General features: G+C 65.7%; 25 protein-coding genes and 1 tRNA gene. 10 read left to right on the top strand and 16 right to left on the bottom strand.

Annotated elements, in window-relative coordinates; all coding sequences use genetic code 11:
* Positions 1-57 precede the first annotated feature (57 nt).
* The 8 genes from ACAH01_RS13040 to ACAH01_RS13005 all read right to left on the bottom strand — a co-directional run bounded on the left by ACAH01_RS13040 (position 58) and on the right by ACAH01_RS13005 (position 3,433).
* Positions 58-315, bottom strand: a complete 258-nt coding sequence (locus tag ACAH01_RS13040) for a hypothetical protein (protein WP_372479475.1) — start codon at positions 313-315, stop codon at positions 58-60.
* A 92-nt stretch (positions 316-407) separates the two neighbouring features.
* Entirely contained in the window at positions 408-866 is a 459-nt protein-coding gene (locus ACAH01_RS13035; RefSeq protein ID WP_372479474.1) for a hypothetical protein, read from the bottom strand.
* 144 nt (positions 867-1,010) lie between these two features.
* Positions 1,011-1,568: a hypothetical protein gene (locus ACAH01_RS13030; RefSeq protein ID WP_372479473.1), complete on the bottom strand. Its 558-nt coding sequence runs from the start codon at positions 1,566-1,568 to the stop codon at positions 1,011-1,013.
* Between the two features lie 83 nt (positions 1,569-1,651).
* Positions 1,652-1,948, bottom strand: coding sequence for a type II toxin-antitoxin system RelE/ParE family toxin (locus ACAH01_RS13025; protein ID WP_170093650.1), 297 nt, complete (start codon positions 1,946-1,948; stop codon positions 1,652-1,654).
* Positions 1,929-2,204 carry a ribbon-helix-helix domain-containing protein gene (locus tag ACAH01_RS13020; RefSeq protein WP_170093651.1) on the bottom strand — a complete coding sequence of 92 codons (276 nt, stop codon included), beginning with the start codon at positions 2,202-2,204 and terminating at the stop codon, positions 1,929-1,931. The genes ACAH01_RS13025 and ACAH01_RS13020 overlap by 20 nt, the downstream gene beginning before the upstream one ends.
* A 33-nt stretch (positions 2,205-2,237) precedes the next feature.
* Entirely contained in the window at positions 2,238-2,396 is a 159-nt protein-coding gene (locus ACAH01_RS13015) for a hypothetical protein (RefSeq protein ID WP_240936952.1), read from the bottom strand.
* 217 nt (positions 2,397-2,613) lie between these two features.
* Positions 2,614-2,687, bottom strand: a tRNA-Ile gene (locus ACAH01_RS13010).
* A gap of 167 nt (positions 2,688-2,854) precedes the next feature.
* On the bottom strand, positions 2,855-3,433 hold the full coding sequence (locus tag ACAH01_RS13005) for an FxsA family protein (RefSeq protein WP_372479471.1): 579 nt from the start codon (positions 3,431-3,433) through the stop codon (positions 2,855-2,857).
* Between the two features lie 139 nt (positions 3,434-3,572).
* Here ACAH01_RS13005 and ACAH01_RS13000 point away from each other — a divergent pair, with 139 nt between their 5' ends.
* Positions 3,573-5,207, top strand: coding sequence for a DUF255 domain-containing protein (locus ACAH01_RS13000; protein WP_372479470.1), 1,635 nt, complete (start codon positions 3,573-3,575; stop codon positions 5,205-5,207).
* A gap of 73 nt (positions 5,208-5,280) precedes the next feature.
* Positions 5,281-6,084, top strand: a complete 804-nt coding sequence (locus ACAH01_RS12995) for a TrmB family transcriptional regulator (RefSeq protein WP_170093654.1) — start codon at positions 5,281-5,283, stop codon at positions 6,082-6,084.
* 4 nt (positions 6,085-6,088) lie between these two features.
* On the opposite strand, the gene mptA is transcribed toward ACAH01_RS12995, so the two are convergent.
* The 3 genes from mptA to ACAH01_RS12980 all read right to left on the bottom strand — a co-directional run bounded on the left by mptA (position 6,089) and on the right by ACAH01_RS12980 (position 8,821).
* Complete coding sequence (gene mptA, locus ACAH01_RS12990; RefSeq protein ID WP_208628721.1) at positions 6,089-7,018, bottom strand: GTP cyclohydrolase MptA; 930 nt, start codon at positions 7,016-7,018, stop codon at positions 6,089-6,091.
* A gap of 78 nt (positions 7,019-7,096) precedes the next feature.
* Positions 7,097-7,690 (bottom strand): HalX domain-containing protein, encoded by a 594-nt coding sequence (locus ACAH01_RS12985; protein WP_153552637.1) that lies wholly within the window; start codon positions 7,688-7,690, stop codon positions 7,097-7,099.
* A 93-nt stretch (positions 7,691-7,783) separates the two neighbouring features.
* Positions 7,784-8,821 carry an Lrp/AsnC family transcriptional regulator gene (locus tag ACAH01_RS12980; protein WP_372479469.1) on the bottom strand — a complete coding sequence of 346 codons (1,038 nt, stop codon included), beginning with the start codon at positions 8,819-8,821 and terminating at the stop codon, positions 7,784-7,786.
* 136 nt (positions 8,822-8,957) lie between these two features.
* Here ACAH01_RS12980 and ACAH01_RS12975 point away from each other — a divergent pair, with 136 nt between their 5' ends.
* Positions 8,958-10,043, top strand: a complete 1,086-nt coding sequence (locus tag ACAH01_RS12975; RefSeq protein WP_372479468.1) for an anthranilate phosphoribosyltransferase — start codon at positions 8,958-8,960, stop codon at positions 10,041-10,043.
* Between the two features lie 26 nt (positions 10,044-10,069).
* Entirely contained in the window at positions 10,070-10,975 is a 906-nt protein-coding gene (locus ACAH01_RS12970) for an alpha/beta fold hydrolase (protein ID WP_208628717.1), read from the top strand.
* On the opposite strand, the gene ACAH01_RS12965 is transcribed toward ACAH01_RS12970, so the two are convergent.
* Complete coding sequence (locus tag ACAH01_RS12965; protein ID WP_170093659.1) at positions 10,965-11,732, bottom strand: hypothetical protein; 768 nt, start codon at positions 11,730-11,732, stop codon at positions 10,965-10,967. The two genes, ACAH01_RS12970 and ACAH01_RS12965, sit on opposite strands and share 11 nt — an antisense overlap.
* 84 nt (positions 11,733-11,816) lie before the next feature.
* Here ACAH01_RS12965 and ACAH01_RS12960 point away from each other — a divergent pair, with 84 nt between their 5' ends.
* The 6 genes from ACAH01_RS12960 (at position 11,817) to ACAH01_RS12935 (ending at position 16,467) form a co-directional block, all read left to right on the top strand.
* A complete protein-coding gene (locus ACAH01_RS12960; protein WP_372479466.1) occupies positions 11,817-12,410 on the top strand; it encodes a class I SAM-dependent methyltransferase in 594 nt (197 codons plus the stop codon).
* A gap of 254 nt (positions 12,411-12,664) precedes the next feature.
* Entirely contained in the window at positions 12,665-13,363 is a 699-nt protein-coding gene (locus ACAH01_RS12955) for an NAD-binding protein (protein ID WP_372480808.1), read from the top strand.
* 63 nt (positions 13,364-13,426) lie between these two features.
* Positions 13,427-14,032: an isoprenylcysteine carboxylmethyltransferase family protein gene (locus ACAH01_RS12950; protein ID WP_372479465.1), complete on the top strand. Its 606-nt coding sequence runs from the start codon at positions 13,427-13,429 to the stop codon at positions 14,030-14,032.
* Between the two features lie 127 nt (positions 14,033-14,159).
* Positions 14,160-14,699 carry a peptidylprolyl isomerase gene (locus ACAH01_RS12945; RefSeq protein WP_372479464.1) on the top strand — a complete coding sequence of 180 codons (540 nt, stop codon included), beginning with the start codon at positions 14,160-14,162 and terminating at the stop codon, positions 14,697-14,699.
* A 212-nt stretch (positions 14,700-14,911) separates the two neighbouring features.
* Positions 14,912-16,075, top strand: coding sequence for an MFS transporter (locus ACAH01_RS12940; RefSeq protein WP_170093664.1), 1,164 nt, complete (start codon positions 14,912-14,914; stop codon positions 16,073-16,075).
* A 50-nt stretch (positions 16,076-16,125) separates the two neighbouring features.
* Positions 16,126-16,467: a ferredoxin gene (locus ACAH01_RS12935; protein ID WP_170093665.1), complete on the top strand. Its 342-nt coding sequence runs from the start codon at positions 16,126-16,128 to the stop codon at positions 16,465-16,467.
* Here the strand turns inward: ACAH01_RS12935 and ACAH01_RS12930 are convergent, their stop codons facing one another.
* The 4 genes from ACAH01_RS12930 to ACAH01_RS12915 are packed head-to-tail and all read right to left on the bottom strand — an operon-like array spanning position 16,468 to position 20,984.
* Positions 16,468-17,793: an ABC transporter ATP-binding protein gene (locus tag ACAH01_RS12930; protein WP_372479463.1), complete on the bottom strand. Its 1,326-nt coding sequence runs from the start codon at positions 17,791-17,793 to the stop codon at positions 16,468-16,470. It lies immediately after the preceding gene.
* A complete protein-coding gene (locus ACAH01_RS12925) occupies positions 17,786-18,946 on the bottom strand; it encodes an ABC transporter ATP-binding protein (protein WP_372479462.1) in 1,161 nt (386 codons plus the stop codon). The genes ACAH01_RS12930 and ACAH01_RS12925 overlap by 8 nt, the downstream gene beginning before the upstream one ends.
* A 2-nt stretch (positions 18,947-18,948) precedes the next feature.
* Complete coding sequence (locus tag ACAH01_RS12920) at positions 18,949-19,983, bottom strand: ABC transporter permease (RefSeq protein WP_170093668.1); 1,035 nt, start codon at positions 19,981-19,983, stop codon at positions 18,949-18,951.
* Between the two features lie 2 nt (positions 19,984-19,985).
* Positions 19,986-20,984: an ABC transporter permease gene (locus tag ACAH01_RS12915; protein WP_170093669.1), complete on the bottom strand. Its 999-nt coding sequence runs from the start codon at positions 20,982-20,984 to the stop codon at positions 19,986-19,988.
* Positions 20,985-20,989 lie beyond the last annotated feature (5 nt).

Genomic DNA, 20,989 nt, shown 5'->3' with positions numbered 1-20,989 from the left:
ATCCGAGTATAAGTGTTCGCGTGACGCTGTGACCGGCGTTCCCACTCGACAGCGTCGTCAGCCGCCAGCGTCGACCGCCTGGACCACGCCGAGGCCGGCGTCGGCCGCCGATCCTGCCGAGAGGGACAGCCGTGTCTTTTCCGCGACGCTCGACGTGGGCCGCGGGCCGTCCGTGTCGCCGGTGAGCTTCTGGGCGTGACGCGGACGAGCGACGCCGGGGACTCCGTGGTGCGAAGCGTGTGCCGTCGCCGGAGGGGTCTTCATGTGCTCTACAGTCACCTCCTCGCCACTGTAGACCTCCATGCTGTCCTGCATACAGATAGGTCGAGGGGTGGATTCGGGTTAAAAAGGTGCTAGATTTCCGGGAGGATTCACTCAGCATTATCTCCGCGTTTGCTCAAAGCGTATTAGAAAGACTTTGGCTCTGTACTAATTCGTTCAGCTTCCCACTGATATACTCCGGTAGGCGCCGTGTTACTAGATTCAAGAAGGCTTTCTGGAATGGCAATCGATGCAGTGAATTTTACTTCTGCTCTATCGCCATCATCGTACATCAAATCAAGCCAGATATTCTGGATTGATATGTACACATAGTTTCCAGTAAAGTATCCCCAGTCGATAGTCACTTTGGGACTTTTTTCACCCGCAGAGTTTGACTCATCATTTAAATCAAACTCATTAAGGAATGAGGGCGTTGCACCCACGTACTCTGGCCGATCAGTGAGATATTTGTTTTCACTATCGGGATGAAAAGCCGGGTGTTGTTGTATTACTGAAACGATGGCGTCCTCGGGTGAGTTCCCATATGCGGTATCTATATTCGAAGGGGGGCTGCTTGTATCGTATCCATCACTAATCGTTTCCATCTGGAAGTAATTAAATCAGACGGATATTTCATGCGGCATAAAAAAGTGCATCTCAAATGAATGTGGTCTTGGCACTAATTGAGAATTCAAGGATCGGAGAAAGATGAATATTTTAGCAACTCGCTTGTCACCCTCGATAGATTTTCACCCGGAGACGACCAAATTCACTGAAATCGGGGCCTTAACATTTCCATCCCTCACAGTATAGCTTCGATGGCGATTCTCCCCCTCCACCTCGATCAACTCGTAATCCTCCAGCTTCGAGAGCTTCAACCGCCTCGACCGTTCCGAGATCGGTGTCAGCCCACGCTCACGGAACACGTCGTCGGCCACCGCCTCGTACCGCTCGTGCAACTCCCCAGCCGTCAGCCCACCGCCCACACGAATCAGTTCGTACAGTAACTGGTGGTGGAACGGCAGCGACCCCAGATTCTGCTCCAGAATGTACCGCTGCGCCCGTTCGTAGGAATCGGCCACGTCGTCGCTCCCGATCTCGCTGTGGTCCCGCTCCTCGACCAGCAGCGCCGCCTGCCAAAGCGCCTGGATTTCCTTCCGGGCGACGCCGGCCACTTCGTCGGCGATCTCCACCAACTGCTCGCGCGTGACCACACCGGACGGAAGCTCACGCCGAGCCCGCGCGTCGTCGACGTTCGCCTCGCTCTCGACGAGGTGGGTCAGCGCTGCATCGAGTACGTCGGACATCGGTGGGTCGTCGTGGGGGTCGCTGGCGACGATCGCGCTGGCCTTGTTGAGGAATTGCTGCCAGTCGTAAGCGGGACTCCAGTCTAATCGTCGTCGCCCTTGTACGCGCCTTCACGCTTCCGAACGCTCTCGACTCGGAGCATCTTCGACTCGTGCAAGAGTCGACAGCCGAGGCGATACCCACCGACACGGAGCTTCTGAAACGGCGAACCCGTCAGCGGTTCGAGAAAGTCGTCGGGGTCGCGCCACTCCGAGGAAACGACTTCCTCCAGCTTGTCGATGATCCGCTGTTGGCTATCGCTCCCCAACTGCGAGAACTGGTTTTCAGCGCGCGGCGAGAATTCCCAGTCCCAATCGTCATCACTCGTCGTCTGATCCATACTTCGCTTTGACCTCGTCGCTCGAAATGCCGTCACCCTCGTCGAATTGCGCTTCACTGATAGCGAGGTCCTTCCACACGCCCGCGCCCTCGGGATGATTCACCGAATCACGGAGTGCGTAGCGGATGAACTCGCTTCTGCTGTTGAAGCCACGCTCGCGCCACGTCTCGTCGACCACGTCGAGGAACGACCGCGAGATTCGGAGATTGATCCGGTCGATCTCGGGATCATTGTCGTTCGAGTCGGCTTCTGACATACGCCTGTACATCCGTTACACTCACACAAAACGCTATCGCCACTTGCTCTCGACACTCGTCCGATACCGTAACCCGATCACACTGGTATTGAACTGCTGGATTGTCTCGGGGTCCAGCTCCCCGGGTGCGTCGTCAATGTTGTCCTCGCTCTCGACGAGGTGGGTCAGCGCTGCATCGAGTACGTCGGACATCTGCGGGTCGTCGTGGGGATCGCTGGCGACGATCGCGCTGGCCCACAGCCCTTCTCCTCCGGCTAACGAAAATCGCCAGAGGGGAGGGTGGGAAACTGGCTTCCAGTGCCACTCGGATTTTCGACGCTTCTGCTCACGAAGCGTCTCGCCAGAACTTGAATGCCTCGAAGACTGTACTTGCGATTCTCGATCGGCCAACGACCGTGTGAAAAACGAATGGGCCGACGCGGATTTGAACCGCGAACCTCCCGGTTATCAGCCGAGCGCTCAACCTGATTGAGCTACCGGCCCGAGCGAGTGCATCCGAGTGTACCCGAGGGGTACTGTTAAACGTTACTTTTCGGGGGCGGAGTGTGGGTTGACACCACGCCCATCGTCGTCCCGTCGGCTGTCACTGTGTCACGAGCGTCGCCGGCACGGAGTAGCGAGGGGCCGTCGAAGACCGGCGGTCGGCAGTCTCACTCGTCGCGTTCCTCGAAGTCGATGTCGGTGGCGTTGTCGTGGTCGAAACCGGAAGGGGAGCCCTCCGAGCCGACGGTACCGGGGCCGTCGCTCGGGCCGCTGTCGGGGCCGCCGGCCGGACCGCTCGGACCCGGGCCGGCGTCGCCCTGGCCGGGGAAGCCGCCGACGTAGACGTTGCCGCTCACGAATCCCTGAGCTTTGGCGTCGAGGTAGGGGGTGATGAGCCAGCGTTTGGCGGCCATGCGGATCGGCGCGCGCGTGATCGGCAGCGCGAGCAGGAGGCCGAGGAGGTCGGTGACGAAACCGGGCGTGAGGAAGAACGCGCCCGCGGCGACGAGGAAGCCGCCGTCGACCAGCTCGTCGGTCGGTACCTCACCGGTCGCCAGCTTCTCCTGGATCCGGCGCAGCGTGTGGCGTCCCTCGGCACGGACCAGCAACATCCCGACGAGGGCGGTGACGACGACGAGCAACACGACGACGGCCGCAGAGAGCGTGTCGAACTGCGTTGCGGCGACGACGAGCAGGAGTGCGTCCAGCAGCGGTATCAACAGCAACACCGCGATGACCCGGAGCATACCCGCACTTGCCGGCCGCGACTCAAACGCTTTTCGAGTATCGGACCGGTGGGAGCGTGCCCCGACGTCACCGGACGGCGTGTTGACCGAGCTGATCCGAGAGTGCAAGTCTCTTGCCGGTCGGCTCCGTAACCCGGGTATGGATCAGTTCGCAGCGGAGACGAAAGTCGAGTGGCGCGAGTGGGGGCCGGCGGCCTTCGAGGCGGCGCGGGAGGCCGGCAAGCCGATCTTGCTCGCGCTGACGGTGCCCTGGAGCCCCGAGTGTCGCGAGATGGACCGCAAGACGTACGCGGAGCCACGGATCGCGGCCAACGTCAACGACGGCTTCGTCCCGATCCGGGTCGACGGCGACCGCCACCCCGAGGTGCGCGAGCGATACATCATGGGTGGGTTTCCCTCGACGGTGTTTCTCACGCCCGACGGGACGGTGCTGACCGGGGCGACGTATCTCGGGCCCGACGGCTTCCGCGGGATCCTCGACAGTGTCCGCGAGACGTGGGAGACGGAGGGGGAGGCTGCCGGCTCCGTCCCGCGCTCGCTCCAGACCGAGGCACCGCCCGCTGGCGAGGTGACCGCACGGATCGAGGAGGCGATGGTCGAGCAGCTGCTCGCGGCCTACGACGAGGAGTACGGCGGCTGGGGCACCGACGTGAAGTTCCCGTTGCCACGGACCGTCGAGTTCGCGCTGGTGCGGGCTCGCGACCAGGCGACACGGACGCTTGAGGCGATTCAGACGCACCTCCGGGACACCGACGACGGCGGGTTCTATCGCTACGCGAACGGCCGGACGTGGTCGGACGCGCGGACCGAGCGGCTCCTCGACGAGAACGCCGGCCTCGTCAGGGCGTTCGCTCACGGCTATCGGTACACGGGGGAGGAGGCCTATCGCGAGACCGCCGAGCGGGCCATCGAGTACCTGACGACGGAGCTGTGGGTCGACACTGGCGGGGACACCAGCGGCGCGTTCGCCGCCAGTCAGGCCGGCGACGACACGTACCACCGGCTGGACGCCAGCGATCGGGCCTCGGCGGACCCGCCCCAGGTCGACGAGACGGTCTTCGCCGACCGGAACGGGATGGCCATCGACGCGCTGGCGACGTACGCCGCCTACACCGACGACGAGCGGGCTCGCCGGTACGCCGAACGCGCCCGCGAGACGATCACCGAGACGCTCGTCGAAAACGGCGCGGTCACGCACTACCGGACCGACGACGCCGTGGGGCCGACCGGACTCCTCCTCGACCAGGCGCGGGTCCTGCAGGGGCTGACGACGAGCTGGCAGGTGCTCGGCGAGGGCCGCCCCGCCAGAGCGATCGCCGACTGGGCGATCGAACACCTCCAGACCGAGAGCGGAGCGTTTCGCGACGGACCGGCCGACGGGCCGGGTCTGTGCTCGCGTTCGCAGTACCCACTCGACGCGACCGTCGAGCTGGCCGACGCCTTGCTCGATCTGGCCGCACTCGCCGACGACGAGCGTTACCGGGCGGCCGCTCACGACGCCATCGCGGCCTTCGCCGGTGCGTCCGACCGGATGGGCGTCGAAGTCGCACACTACGCGGCCACGGCCGCCCGGCTTCGCTCGCCCGCCGTCCTCCGCGTCGGCCCGCGAGCCGGGAGCGACCTCCACCGGGCCGCACTCCGACTGGCCGACCACGAGACCGTCGTCGTCCCCGACGTGGGCGGCGACGAGGCGGTCCTGTTCGAAGGCGGCGAGCAGGTCGGCACGGCCGAGGAGCCGGCGGGGCTCGAAGCCGTCCTGACGGGCGACGCGTAGGCGTCGTTCGAAAAAACGATACACGCGGGCAAACTGTCGATGCGTTTTTGACTGTCCGTGTCCTGTCGTCGGTATGGCGAATCTGAGAGACCTCGGCCTCTCCGAGTACGAAGATCGCGCCTTCCGGTCACTGCTGGACACGGGACCGACAACCGCGAAGGAGTTGTCACGCGCCAGTGACGTTCCGATGGGCCGCATCTACGACGTGCTCAACAGTCTGGAGACGTACAACCTCGTCCGCAGCCAGACGGCCAGTCGCCCCAAAAAGTACGCGCCGGTCGAGCCCGACACCGCCCTGGAGCGACTCCTGGAGGACAAGAAACGCCAGCTCGACGAGAAGGCAAAGCAGTACGAGGAGATCGTCGACGAGCTCTCGAATCAACTCGAATCCGCCGAGCCGGTCGAGGAACCGTTCTGGACCGCCGCCGTCGGCCCTGCCGAGACCGTCGACCTCCTGGTCGAACGGCTCTCGGCCGCCGACGAGCGGATCGTGATGGTGGGCTCGCTGCCCGGCCGGCAACTCGACCTGACCGAGGCGACCGACCGGCTGGTCGACGAACTGGAGAGTGCCCTCCAGCGCGGCGTCGAGGTGTACATGCTCCTGCCGCCCTCGTTCGTCGAGGCAGTCCCGGCAGACGTGGGCGAGGCCTACCAGCGACGCCTCCAGCAGTACGACAACTACCACTACCGCACCACGGAGGAGGTCACGTCGACGTTCGAACTGATCGACGACGTCGAGGTCTGTATCGAGGTTCCCCACCCGCTCGGAGGGTCGACGTTCGCCGTCATCGACCTGAAAGATCCGGAGTTCGCGGACGAGATCTACGCGGAGTTCGAGCCACGCTGGCAGCGGGCCCGAGAGATCGTCGGCGACTGACGCCTCAGTCGTCGGCCAGTTCCGCTTCGAGGTCGCCGAACGTCGCCACCCGCTCGGCGTGAGCGTTGTGCTGGTGGATCGACTCGTCGTTTGACTGTTTCATCGTCACGACGGCGTCTGCAGGGAGATGATCGAAGCGGTCGACGACCCCCTCTGCCATCGAGCGCACGCAGTCCTCGACGAACTTGGCGTTCTTGTGTGACTCGTAGGTCATGTGGTCCTCGTCGGGGCGCTTGGCGAGGTTGTAGATGCGCGCGCTCATCGACTCGCGGGCGACCTCGATCACGTCGAGCAGGTCCACGTCGGGCGCGCCCTCGCTCTCGATGGTCAGTGTCGCGTGGCCCCGCTGGGAGTGGCCCGGCTGGGGGACCTCTTCGAGGAACGAGTCGATGGTCTCGTCGTCGACGTCGAGGCCCCGCAGCGTCTCGCGAGCGCGGGCGGCCGACATCCCCTGCGAGCAGGGACAGACTGTCATCCCGGTGACGCGGGCTCCGATCTCCTCGCGAGTCCCGTCCTCGTCGGCGGTCGCCGACGCGACGATGTCGGCCGTCGACTGGGTGGGCCGTTCGGAGGCCGGCGTCTCCTCGCGGGTGACGTACTCGGCTTCCATGCGCACCTCGGCGTTGGTCGTGTAGTCGTGCTTGTCCAGGAGGCGTTCGGCCGCCTCACCGCAGACCGCTTCGACACCCGAGACCTCGTCGCGGACCGCCGCTTCGAGCGTCTCGTCGATGACTTCCATGTTGCGGCTCATGTCCGCGCCCTTGCGCCACGAGGGGAGATCGACGAACACTTCGAACGTCGCCATCAGCACGATCGGGCGCTGGTCGGCCCGGTCGATCTTCACGAGCTTCTCGACGCCGGTGACGCCGACGCGGTTGAGGCCGACGGTGACGTCCGGGCTCGACGCCTGAACGTCCGGCAGTTGCTGGCTCATCGACCCGTCCTAGGGAACAACTTCGGTTAGTGCTTTCGGAACCCCCGAAAAAGCGGGGTCACAGTGTGAGTGGGTCGATCACTCGTCCAGCGACAGCTCTGCACGACCGCCCACGTCGCGGAAGATCGCCTCGTAATCGTGCTCGTCGAAGCGGTCGACGATCTCGTCGAGTTCGGCCTGGTGGTCCTCGATCCGATCTTTGAGCTCCTGGAACTCGTCGCTCGACTGGAGTTCCGCCTCTCGTTTGGACGCTTTGAGCGCAGCGAACTTCGAGGTGAGCGCGTAGTACTCCCGCAGGTGGTTCTGGTAGGCCGCACAGCTCTGGAGCCGCTCGATCGTCTCGAAGAGGTCGTCGCGGCTGACTGGCTTGACGACGTAGTCGTCGAAGGGCATGTCGATGATGTCGAAGTCGGGATCGACCGCGGTCACCATCGCTACCCGCGCCGGCAGGTCGCGCTCACGGATCCGTTCGAGGATGGCGTCGCCGGAGATGTCCGGCATCCGTCGATCGAGCAACACCACGTCGATCTCGGGGTCGAGTGCGTCCAGCGCGGCCTCGCCGCTGTAGACCGTCTGGATGTCGTACTGACCGCGCAGCTGGGCTGCGTAGGCGTCTGCCACGTCGGGCTCGTCGTCGACGATCAGCACAGTCGCACGCTCGCTCACGGCCATCTGACTAGGTGTACTATGAACCAACTAACGCAAAAGCGTTCCGGGGACCGGCCGCCGTCTGGGAGTTTGCCCCCTCGTCGATGACGCCGTAAGTTAGTTCCCGACGAGATCGTCGTACCGCGCCCCGGTCTGTTTCAGCGTCGCCGTTGAGTAGAGCCGCTCGTGGTCGTCGGGCAGGTAATCGCTCGCCAGCTCGTCGATCTTCGCGTCGACGGCGTCGCTCTCCCGCCCGTGGATCATCGTAAAGAGGTTGTACGGCCAGTCCTGTTCCGGTCGCCGCGGGCGGTGGTAACACAGCGTCACGTATGGCAGTTCGCCGACCGTCCGCCCGCGCTCGTCGAGTTCGTCGTCGGGCACGTTCCAGACGACCATGCAGTTGCTGTCGAAGCCGGTCGCGACGTGGTTGACGACACAGCCGATTCGTTTGATACAGCCGTCCTCGCGCAGGCGCTCGATCGTCGCCAGCACGTCCTCGACCGGCGCGTCGACGCTCGCAGCCAGCTCCCGGTACGGCGTCGCCGACAGCGGCATCCCCTCCTGGATCGCGAGCAGGAGCCGGCGGGCCAGTGGCGTCAGGTCTGCGGCCGCCGACTCGCTGATCCGGGTCGCACTCACGTCGGTCGACTGCAGGCTCTCGCGGGCGAAGCGATCCGTGTTGACGACGGGAAACTCCAGGTCGATGTAGTAGTCGGTCAACATCGGGAGTACGAGCACCGAGCAGTCGGTCCGGGACTCGATCTCCGCGAGGATCTCGTCGCGGCGCTCGCGGGTGCTGGCAGTGACGACGAACCACATGTTCCACTCGTGGTCGCGGGCGTAGTTGTGGTTGACCTGGTCGTAGCCGTTGACGATCTCGGCACACTCGTCGAAGCGCTCGTCGGGTGCCGAGATGGCCGCCAGCGCCGACGACCCGATGACGGGCGGGTTCAACACCGGGCCGAACCGGCGGAAGACGCCCGCGTCGAGCAGCCGTCGGACGCGTTCGAGTGCGTCGTCGGCGTCGATCCCCAACTCCTCGCCGACGGTTTCGAAGGGACGCTCCTCGACGGGGAACCCGCTCTGGAAGCCGTCGATGAGCGTGGCGTCCACGTCGTCGATGCGCTCGCGCCAGTCGCCCGACTGGAGACTCATCACCACGGCTAGGGAGTGTGGTGGTGTATCCTTTTCGACTGTCTCTCCACCCTATCCCCCAGATTTGTGGGTACTCGACCGGCAATCTCGGTGGGAAACCGGGGGGCTTTAGCCGGTCGCGGCCGAACCTGTTCGCATGTCACAAGCGACCAGCGAGTACGGGGAGTGGCCGCTCAAGCGTCTGATGACCGAGGTCGTCGGCTCCGGGCACAAGTCCGCCGAAGACATGACCCGCGAACAGGCCCGCGAGGCGTTCCAGCGGATCCTCGACAGCGAGCCCGACGAGACGACGCTGGGCGCGTTCTGGCTGGCGAATCGCTGGAAGCGAAACACGCCCGAGGAGCTGGCGGCCTTCGTCGACGTGATGCGCGAGGAGAGCGTCGAGGTCGAGGCACCCAGTGCCGACCCCGTCGACTGCGGGGCCAACTACGACGGCAAGCACACCTCCGCCATCCTCGGCGTCGCTGCCGGGGTCGTCGCCGCCGCCGCTGGCACGCCCGTCGTCGTCCACTCGGGCGATCGCGTGCCGACCCAGAAGCTCGACGCCTACAAGCACGTGCTGGACGAACTCGGCGCGACGACGGACCTCTCGCCCGGCGAGAGCGCCGATCTGGTCGACGACGTTGGCTTTGGCTTCTACTACCAGCCCGAGTTCAACCCCGGCGTCGACGACCTCTTCGACCGGCGGGACATGATGGGCGTGCGGACCTACGTCAACACCGTCGAGACGCTGGCGAATCCGGCCGACGCGAGCGTCCACCTCGGGAGCTTCTACCACCTCGCGTTCGCCAAGCGGATGGTCAAGACGCTCACGAAGTCCCAGCGCAACCCCGCCGACCGCGCGCTGTTCTTCCAGGGGATGGAGGGGTACGACGACATCCGCCCCGGCGCGACCGTCGTCGCCGAGTGGCCCTCCGACGACGCCGAGGCCGACGAGGACGGCATCCTCGACTACGAGATCCGCACCTCCGAGTACGGGATGGACATCCAGGGCGAGGACCTCGAAGTCGAGGACGTGGCCGGCGACTCGGCGACGATCACCGAGGAAGTCGTCGCCGGCGACCGCGAGGACGCCTTCGCCGACGCCGTCGAACTCAACGCCGCACTGCGAATCTACGCACGCGAGGACGTGTCGAGTCTCGACGACGGCCTGGCCGAAGCCCGCGCCGCCATCGGCGACGGCAGCGCCGCCGCGGTCCTCGAAGACCTCCGTTCGTACTGACGACACCGCCAGACCGACGCTCTCAGATGACATCTCAGACACCCACGTTCGACGAGCAGGCGGTGACACACGAACGCGCGACGGTCAACGGGATCGGCCTGCACTACGTGACCGCCGGCCCCGCCGACGGCGACCTCGTGGTCTTGCTCCACGGCTTCCCGGAGTTCTGGTACTCCTGGCACAATCAGCTCCCGTCGCTGGCCGACGCCGGCTACCGGGTCGTCGCGCCCGATCTGCGCGGCTACAACCGCTCGGAGAAGCCACCGAACGTCGGCGACTATCGAGTCGACGAACTGGTCGCCGACGTCGCCGGGCTGATCGAGCACTGCGGCCGCGAGCGAGCCCACGTCGTCGGCCACGACTGGGGCGGCCTGATCGCCTGGCACGTCGGCAGCGACCGTCCCGATGTCGTCGATCGGCTGGCCGTTCTGAACGCGCCCCACCCGACCAGATACGAGCGGCTGCTTCGCTCCTCGCCCACCCAGATCGCGAAGTCCTGGTACGTCTTCTACTTCCAGTTGCCCGTCCTCCCCGAGTTGGGGTTCCGACTGAACGACTACGCCGCCGTCGAGTCGATTCTGGGCGATACAGTCCGGCCCGACGCGTTCACCGACGCGGACGTCGAGCGCTACAAGTCCGCGCTCGCGACGCCGGGCGCGCTGACGGCGGCGGTCAACTACTACCGGGCGCTCGGCCGCCAGCGAGCGCGGTCGATGCTGACCGGCGGCGAGGAGCCCGACCGCAGCGTCGACGTGCCGACGCTGCTGCTGTGGGGTGAGCAAGACTTCGCGCTCGATCTCGAACTGACCGAGGGACTCGACGAGTGGGCGTCGGACATCGCAGTCGAGCGAATTCCCGACGCGAGCCACTGGGTCCAGTTCGACGCGCCGGAGCGGGTCAACGAGGCTCTCGTCGACTTCTTCACCGACTAGAGCGCTCCATCGGTGTCGAACACCGCATGCAGAGCGTGCGGTCGGCGACCCAGTTTACGTCCGTCGAGCCACACTCCGGACACCTGAAGTTCGCGTTGTTGTACTCCGTCGTGCCGCGGCTCGCGGCGAGAGTGCCGTCGTCGACGGCACGTGCCACCAGCGACCGGAAGCGCTGGCGCTTGAACTGCGCTCGGTGAGCGAGAAACGGGCCGGGCTCGTTCGGATCGGCCCCGTGGAGATCCTCCCACGTGATCGCGATTTCCCCGTCGTCGAGCCCGCGAGCGACCTGTTTGATCGTCGCCGCCGCGGCCTCGAAAAGCGGTGTCGTCGCCCACCGCTGTGGCGACTCCACGTCGACCACCTCGTAGGCGTCGACCGCGTCCGCGTACGCCGCCTGTGCGTCTCCCACGTCGCCCACGACCCGGTAGTCGGCGACGAACTCGGCGAGGCAGGCCCGCTGTACCGGGTGTTCGAGGACGTGTTCGAGGTCCCGGGAGACAGCGACACCCTCGACACAGCGGTGGGTCGCCCGTTCGTCGGCTCCAGCGACGCGGTAGGCGACCGCGGCGGTCGCGAGGTATCGTAGTCCCACGCCGATCCAGCCGTTCTCGTCGGCCTCGAAGGGATGGTGTCCCTCGTGGGGACGAGCGAGTCTCGCTCGTGCCGCTCGCGTGTACTCGTCGCCGGCACGCTCGTAGCGCCGGCCCGCGACCGCGTCGACGGCTGCCGTGTGTGCATCCGTGGCCGTATCGACCATACGACTCCTTGGCCGCCGGGCGGAAATACCGTCGGATCTGACTGGCCGGGGAGCACTCTTTGGGGACGAGCCCCAAGGGGCGGTATGGATCGTAACGACGTCCGCGCGGCATGGGAGGAAGTCGCCGAGACGTACGCTCGCCAGCGTGATCCTGGCGGTTCCGACGCGGCACTGATCGGGGAGTTCCTCGACGAGTTACCGCCCGACCCGCTCGTCCTCGACGCGGGCTGTGGCGACGGTGCCCGGACGCTGGCGAACCTGCCGGCCGGTAGCCTGGGAGTGGACTTCTCCAGACGTGGACTCGAACTCGCAGCCGAGACGGTTCCCGGGGCCCGCCTCTTGCAGGGGGACATGACCGCGCTGCCGGTCGCCGACGACGCCGTCGACGGAATTACGGCCTACTACGCGGTCTTTCACGTCCCACGCGACGAACAGCCGACAGTCTACCGGGAGTTCGCTCGGGTACTGGAGCCGGGCGGCAGCGTCCTGATGACGCTGCCCGGTGGCCGCTTCGAGACGGTTCGGCGCGGCTGGATGGGCGGCGAGATGTTCTTCGCAGCACCGGGGCGAGAGCGGACACGAGAACAGCTTCGGGACGCGGGTTTCGACGACCTCCGAACGACGAGCGCAGACGATCCGCTCGGCTCCAGCACCGAGTTCGTCGTGGCGTCGCTGTAGCGGGCCACGTCGCCTGCCCGTGCTACTGGCCCGGTACCCGTCCCGATGTCGAGACTCGGATTTAATGTCTCTATACTGTTTAATGAGAAGTGGTATCAATAACCATTCGTTCTTCCGAGACAGGGTGTGTCACATACCCACATGATAGTCGTACCGCGTCGTATCGATCCACCACAGCCCGGTCCGGAGGTGCGGTGTTGACGGTGCTCGGGACGCTCCTCAGAGGTGTTCTGCGACGGGCGCTCCTGCGTCGGATGATCCGGCCGGTCTTCGGGTTCGTCGCCGTCGTCGTCGCGGGCGTCGTAGGGTTCAGCGTCCTCGCGGGCGTCGGCGTCGTCGACGCACTGTTCTGGCTCCTCGATCCGACCAGCATCGAGTTGCACTTCCAGTCCCACGACGGCCCGGTCAGACTGGTCAAAGCGTACGCCATCGTCGTGCTCTCCGGACTCGTGGTGGCGGGACTGTGGATCGGCGAGACGCTGCTGTCGGCGACGTTCGGCGGCCAGATTCAGGAGGAACTTCGACAGATGCAAATCGAACAGACGATCGAGGAACTCGACGACCACGTCGTCGTCTGTGGCTACGGGACCTTCGGACAGACCGTCGCCGCGGGGTTGCAAGAGCGCGACCGCGACGTCGTCGTCGTCGAACAGGAAGACGAACAGTTCGAGCGAGCGATCGACGACGGGCACCTCGCAGTCAGCGGCGACGCCCGACAGGACGAGACGCTGACCGACGCTGGCGTCGAACGGTCTCGGACCGTGATCGGCGCTATCGACGACACGAGCGCGAACGTCCAGATCGCCATCGCCGCGAGTCAGCTCGCGCCCACCGTCGAGCTGGTGGTTCGGGCCGGCAGTCGGATGGACGAAGCGCTGGCCCGTCGTGCGGGTGCCGACGAGGTGATCGTACCCGAAGTCGTCAGCGGCGAGCAGGTGACGGCGAGGCTGTGAGAGACACTCGATTGCCAGTTATCAGAAAAGCTTACACAGTTATCTGTCGTTCATTTCAAAACGATGGTCGTAATTCAACCGTTCGAGTGGCTCGTTTTCGGCCTGGGAGCACTCGCGGGAGCCGTGAACCTCACCGGGGTCCTGGCGAGCATTTCTGGCACGGTTTCGTACTACCCACTCGGCAGTCGCGACTGGCAGTACTACACTTTCTGGGGGCTTTCACACGTTTTAAACGGCTCGCTCCTCGTCCTGGGGATTCTCCAGTTCGACGCGCTCGGACTGCCTCCGTGGACGCGACTCCTCGGTGGGGCCCTCCTGGTCGCCGGCTTCCTCGTCGTGCTAGTGGCGACCCGGACCCTCGGCGTCGAGCAGACACGGGGTATGAACGAGGAGCTACAGACTGAGGGAGTCTATCGCCTCTCTCGGAATCCACAGTACGTCGGGTACATTCTGGCAACGATCGGCTTCCCGCTGGTCACCGACGCACCGCTGGTGGTAGTGTTGTGCGGGCTGTATCTGGCGCTGTGGGTGAGCTTTCCCTTCGCCGAGGAACCGTGGCTCTCCGAACAGTACGGTGACGTCTACGAACAGTACGTGATCGACGTACCTCGGTTCGTTGGAGGGGAGACAATCACACGCCTCCGGGGCGACGACTATAGTAACAATTGAAACGAGTCACACACCGATCACACTGCTGCCGTGCGATCGGGTGTGCATTGACTTTCAATGGCTACTGTAGTAGCGGTGGGCAGCGTCGACCATCAGGGTTTTGCCGGGTCCTCTCTACTGACTGGATATGACACGCGTCACGCTGGAGACCTCGAAGGGCGACATCGAACTGGAACTGTACGACGAGCGCGCACCCCGTACGGTCGAGAACTTCCTCGGACTGGCCGAGCACGATCCGGCGGCCGACGCCGAGCCGGCACCGGACACGACGACGTGGGAAGACCCCGAGAGCGGCGAGATCCGCGGCGACTCGCTGTACGAGGGCGTCGAGTTCCACCGCGTCATCGAGGACTTCATGGTCCAGACCGGCGATCCGACCGGCACCGGACGGGGCGGCCCCGGCTACCAGTTCGACGACGAGTTCCACGACGAACTGCGCCACGACGAGGCCGGCAAGCTCTCGATGGCCAACAGCGGTCCGAACACGAACGGCTCGCAGTTCTTCATCACCCTCGACGCCCAGCCACACCTCGACGACAAGCACGCCGTCTTCGGCGAGGTCGCGGACGGCATGGATGTCGTCGAAGCGATCGGCAACGCCGACACGGACATGCACGACGGACCGACGACGCCGATCACGATCGACGGCGTCGAGATCCACGACTGATACTGCCGGCTGTACGTCTGTGAAGAACCGTCCGACGCGTCTCGCGCTGTCGACGGTGACGAGAGACCAACGGCAACTGTTCGTCTCACGTCGTTCGACAGCGCGGGACTGAAGGGCGCTACCGGGTGCTGTCGCCGGCCACTCTCCGCGATTAACAACGGCTGTAGTATCGTATCCGTGGCTTGAAGTAGGAGGAATCGAGAGTGTTGCCCATGCTCGGGGACAAGCGCGGCTATCAGTTGCTGTATTTCGTCTTCTTCGCCTCCTCGAACGGCTTCATCGTCTTTCGGAACGCCTACTTCGAGGAGCTCGGACTGACTGGGGGGCAGATGGGGCTGTTGGGTGCGCTGCTCGTCGTCGGCGGGATGATCGCCCAGCCGATCTGGGGCGGAGTGGCCGATCGCTTCGCGGCCTCCAAGCCGGTCCTGTTGATCGCGGCCGGCGTGTCGAGCGTGGCCATTCTCGCCTTCCCGCTGGCCGGGCGCGTCCCCGATCCCTTCCTCTTGCTCGTGCTCGCGACGGCGCTGCTCTCGACGGTGCGGTCACCGATCGTCCCGATCACCAACGCGATGATCCTCTCTCGTGGCGTCGACTACGGACAGGTCCGTGCCTTTGGCTCGATCGCGTTCGGGCTGGGGAGTCTCGTCATCGGGTGGCTGCTCTCGCGGTTCGCGACGGAGATCGTCTTCTACATCTACGCGGTCGGGATGGTCGTGCTCGTCTTGATCGTCCGCAGCGTGCCCGACGCCGACGCCGACCTGACGCCGGATCTCCGACGCGAGGCCGTCAAGCTCCTGCGCAACCGACGATTCCTGCTCTTGCTCGGCGTCGCGGTGCTGCTGGGCGGGGCCAGTTCCTCGGGCAGCGCCTACTTCTCGGTGTACGTCCGGGCGATCGGCGCGCCGGACAGCCTCACCGGCACCGCCTGGATGGTCAAGACCGTCGGCGAGGCCGTCATCTTCCTCTCGATGGCCAAGATCGGGCTCGCCAACCGCACGCAGCTCTCGCTCGGTGCCGCCCTCTTTGCGGGCTGTTACCTCGTCTACGCCGCCGTGGGAACGCCGACGGCGATCATGGCGGTCCAGCTCGTGCTCGGCGTCGGACTGGCGCTGTACAACCTCGCCGTCGTCGAGTTCGCCCACCGCTTCTCGCCCGACGAACTGACCTCGACGGGACAGGCAGTGCTCTCGGCGTTCGGGATCGGGACCGGGCGCGCGCTGGGACAACTGGGTGCCGGGAACGTGATGGACCTCGTGGGCGTCCAGTCGATGTACTTCGTGCTGTCGGCGCTTGCGGCCGCCGCCCTCCTGTTGAGCCTGGGCTTTCACGGGTCGACGCTGCGCCGACTCGGCAACGCGGCCGGCGTCGGGCAGTAGCGTCCTGCGGGAAGAGTCGGGCTTAACTGTCCAGCCCGCGTTCGTCCGATATGGCAGACGAAGACGCTCCGGTCGACCCGAGCCAGATGGGCGGGACCGACGCGCCGCCGGTCGAGGACAAGCCCTACAAGATCATCTTCGAGGCCAACAAGTGCATCGGCGCGGGCAAGTGCGCCGAGGTCTCGCACAACTGGGACCTGAACCTCGACACCGGGATCGCCGCACCGAAGGTGTACTTCGTCGGCGAGGACGAGGTCGACGACGAGATCCGTGCCGCCGAGGTGTGTCCGGCCAAGAAAGACGTGGGCGTCATCCACGTGGTCGACCGCCGGACCGACGAGGAGGTCGCTCCCGACCCCGAGGGCGACGGGACGCTGTCGGTCGACTGGTGATCATCGACTGCGCTCGTCCTCCCGGTGTCGGTGGCACTCGGCGACGTGACGACCGCTCCCGTACTCTGCTGGCACCTCGTAGCGTGGCCGTTCTCGGGCGCAGATACTGGGGTCCGTGAACGACGCTGTCAGGAGGTCGGCGGCTTCGTCCCAGCGGTCGTCGACGAGCAGGTCGATCGCGCGTGAGACGATCCGGCCGGCCTCACCGTCGGGGAGCCGCGAGCCGAAAAACTCCGCGCGGATGGCGTTTGCTCCGGCCAGCTCGAAGCTGTGGCGCTTGACCGAGCGCGTGAACTGCCGCACCTGTGCCCACTCCTCGTCGGTCAGCTCGAAGGTCGACGGTGCGATCAGCTCCGGACAGCGCGTCCGGAAGCGACAGCCACTCGGCGGTTCGATCGGGCTGGGGACGTCGCCTTCGAGGACGCCTCTGGTCCCTTCGACGCGGGGGTCGGGCACGGGAATCGACTCCAGCAGCGCCCGCGTGTAGGGGTGCTGTGGGTTCTCGAACAGCTCTTCTTTCTCGGCGAGTTCCACCAGTTGCCCGAGGTACATCACCGCGACCCGGTCGGAGATGTGGCGGATGACGCTCAGGTCGTGCGCGATAAAGAGGTAGGTGAGGCCGAACTCTTCCTGGAGGTCCCGCATCGTGTTGAGCACCTGCGCCTGGATGGACACGTCGAGCGCCGAGACTGGCTCGTCACAGACGATAAAGTCGGGGTTGACCGACAGCGCCCGTGCGAGGTTGATGCGCTGGCGCTGGCCGCCCGAGAACGCGTGTGGGTACCGGTTGTAGTGCTGTGGATCGAGGCCGACCTTCCCCAGGAGTTCGCGGGCACGCGCCTCCCGCCCGGACTCGTCGTACATCCCGTGGGCGCGCATCGGCTCCTCGACGATCTTGCCCACCTTCATGCGCGGGTCCAGCGACGACTGTGGGTCCTGAAAGATCATCTGGATGTCCCGGCGGTTCCGTCGGAGCGTCTCCCCGGCCATGGCGGCGAGGTCCTCGCCCCGGAAGTACACCGAGCCGTCGGTCGGCTCGATCAACCGGAGGATCGTCCGCGCGAGCGTACTCTTTCCACACCCGGATTCGCCGACCAGCCCGAGCGTCTCGCCCTCGTAGATCTCGAAGGACACGTCCTCGACGGCCCGGACCCACTCTCGGCCGAGGTCGACCAGTCCGTCGCCGTCGCCCGGTCGCAACTGCAACCACGAGAGGAACCCCTCGTCGTTGGGGAAGTGCTTGGTCAGCCCTTCGACCCGCAAGAGGGGATCGTCGCGGGACGTGGCGGTCGGCTCCGTCTCGGTCTGGCGCTCGGTGTCACTCATCGCTCTCACCTCGGGGCCGGCCGCCGTCGCCGGTCAGCGTCACGTCGACGCCGCTGCGTGTCTCGTTGTCGAGGGGCGGGCTCGTCTCGTAGCCGACGCCGTCGAACACGTCGTGTTTGAGACAGGCCGACCGGTGGGGGTGGGTACCGTCTACCAGCACGCGACAGTCGGGATCGACCTGCGTACACGCCTCGCGAGCCTCGGGACAGCGCGTGTGGAAGCGACAGCCACTCGGCGGGTCGATGGCCTCGGGCATGACGCCCGCGATGGGGTCCAGTTCCTCGACGGTGCGATCCGGGCGCGGGATCGAGCGCAACAGCGCCTCGGTGTACGGATGTCTCGTGTCGTGAAACAGCTCGTCGACGCCGGCCTGCTCGACGATCTCGCCGAGGTACATCACGTTCACGCGGTCGCAGATCTCCGCGACGACGCCCATGTCGTGGGTGACCCAGACGAACGCGGTGCCGTACTTCTCCTGGAGGTCGGCGACCAGTTCGAGGATCTGGCCCTCGACGGTCACGTCCAGCGCGGTCGTGGGCTCGTCGGCGACGATCAGCGACGGCTCGCAGGCCAGCGCCATCGCGATCAACACGCGCTGGCGCATCCCGCCCGAGAACTGGTGCGGGTAGTCGTCGTACCGGGCCGCCGCCTCCGGGATGCCCACCTCGCGGAGCATCTCGATCGCCTCCCGCTTTGCCGCCTGCTTGCCCAGATCGCGGTTGACCTCGATGAACTCCCGGAGCTGGCCCCCGACGGTGTAGACGGGGTTGAGCGACTCCATGGGGTCCTGGAAGATGATCGCGATCTCCCGGCCCCGGATGCGGGTGCGCATCTCTCGTCGGGACAGCGAGTCCTCCGTTTCGACGGGTCGTCCGTCGTCGTCGAGCACGGGGTCCCCGTCGCGGTCGGTCTGGATCTCGAACAGCGTCTCACCGTCGAACGCGACGCGGCCGCCGACGATCCGGCCGGGCTCTTCGACCAGTCGGAGCAGCGACGCCGACGCGACGCTCTTGCCGGCTCCGGACTCCCCGACGAGGCCGACGATCTCGCCGGCCTCGACGGAGAAGCTGATGCCGTCGACCGCCCGGACGACGCCGTCTTCGGTGAAAAAGTGCGTCTGCAGGTTCTCGACGCGGAGCAGTGGGTGTGTCATGGCTAGTTGTTGAATCGCGGGTCGAGAGCGTCTCGCAGCCCGTCGCCGAAGATGTTGAACCCGACCACCGTGACGAGGATCGCCAGCCCCGGCCAGACGCTGAACCACGGGTTCGGGATCATGTAGTTGCGCGAGACCGCCAGCATCTGGCCCCACGAGGGAGTGGGCGGCTGGACGCCGAACCCGAGGAAGGAGAGGCCGGCGACGATCAGGATCGCGGTGCCGACCTGGAGCGTCGCCTGTACCAGCACCGGCGTGAAGCTGTTCGGGATGACGTGTCTGAAGATGATGTCGCGGTCTCGGACGCCAGCGGCCCGCGCCGCCTCGATGTAGTCTTCTTCGCGGATGCTGACGACGCGCGAGCGGATCAGTCGGGCGAACGTAGGGATCGAAGCGATTCCGACGCCGAAGACGATGAACGTCAGCGAGCGCCCGAAGACGGCGATGAAGGCGAGCACTAGCACGAGGAAGGGGATCGCGAACAGCGTCTCGGCGGCCCGCATCAACACGTCGTCGACCCAGTCGCCGTAGTAACCCGACACGGCACCGACGACGGTGCCACTGGCGAAGCCGACGACTGTCGCACTCAGCCCGACCGTGACCGCGATCCGCGATCCGTAGACGAGTCGCAACAGGACGTCCCGCCCCCGGTCGTCGGTCCCGAGCGGGTGGGCCCAGCTCCCGGCCCCGAACTGGTTCTCGAACCCGACCGGCGGGAGCAGTCGCGGGGTCGCGGCCGACTCGCTGACCGGACTCACCCACACCGTCTTGGCGATCCAGTACTTCTCGACGCCGAACTGTGCGAAGAGCCGATAGCCCGCGAGGAACTCGAACAGCACGGCGTCGATCGTCGCGAACGTGGCCATCGCGGTGACGACGGCGATGATGGCCAGCCCGGTCATCGCCGTCGGGTCGGCTCGGATCTGCGAGAGCGTGTACCGCCAGCCGACGCGGGCTTCGATCTCCGTGGGCTCCGTGTCCCGCTCTTCGACGGCATCGCGCGTCGTCGGGCCGTCGGATTCGTCGATCGTCGCCATCGTCACTCGGCCTCCCCGTAGGAGACCCGCGGGTCCACGTACGCGTAGGAGAGGTCGGTGACGACGACGCCGACGACGAACACGAACGCGAACACGATGGTCGTCCCCATGATGAGCGGATAGTCCTGGCGCGCGATCGAGTCGACGATGAGTCGTCCCATCCCGTTGATCTCGAAGACGACTTCGGTCAGCACTGCACCGCCGATGGCACTCGACAGCTGGAGGCCGATGATCGTGATCACCGGGAGCTGTGCGTTCCGGAAGGCGTGTTTCCGGAGGATCGTCCGCTCGGAGATGCCGTAGGCTCGCGCGAGCGTGACGTACTCCTCGGTGAGCACGTCGAGCATCTCGGAGCGTTCGATGCGGGTGATCGCGGCCATCTGGAGCGTTCCGAGCGTGATCATCGGCAAGAGGAGGTGTTCGCCGGCCATCGCGAGCACGTCGAGGCGCGTCTCCGCCCCCCGGATCCCCGCCGGATCGGCCCACGGCATGACGAGGTTCGTCGTCGGGAGCAGGTTCGTGTGGAACCCGAACACCAGGATCAGCATGAGCCCGATCCAGAACGAGGGGGTCGACACGCCGATCAGCGAGACGATCCGGGAGACGTGATCGGTGAGTCTGTTGCGCCGCTTGGCCGAGACGACGCCCAGCGGAATCGCCGTCGCGATCGCGAACGCGTAGCTGGACAGCATCAACAGGACCGTCGCCGGCAGCCGCTCGCCGATCTTCCTCGTGACGGCCACGTCGTAGTAGATGCTCGTCCCGAGATCGCCGGTCAGCAGGGCGGCGACGTAGTTCACGTATCGCACCCACAGCGGCTGGTCGAGCCCGTACCGTGCCCGGATCGCCGCAATTTCGCTCTGGCTCGGTGACGGTCCCAGCATGATCTGGACCGGATCTCCGGGGATCGCGTTGGCCAGCGCGAACGTGATCGTCACGACGCCGAGCAGGACCGGAATCGCCTGCAACAGTCGCCGTACGGTGTAGCGAACGAGCCCCATTCCTC

Source organism: Halomicrobium sp. HM KBTZ05 (assembly GCF_041530035.1).
GTDB lineage: Archaea > Halobacteriota > Halobacteria > Halobacteriales > Haloarculaceae > Halomicrobium.
The sequence above is the reverse complement of the archived record's forward strand: the minus strand, read 5'-3'. Positions and strand labels throughout refer to the sequence as shown.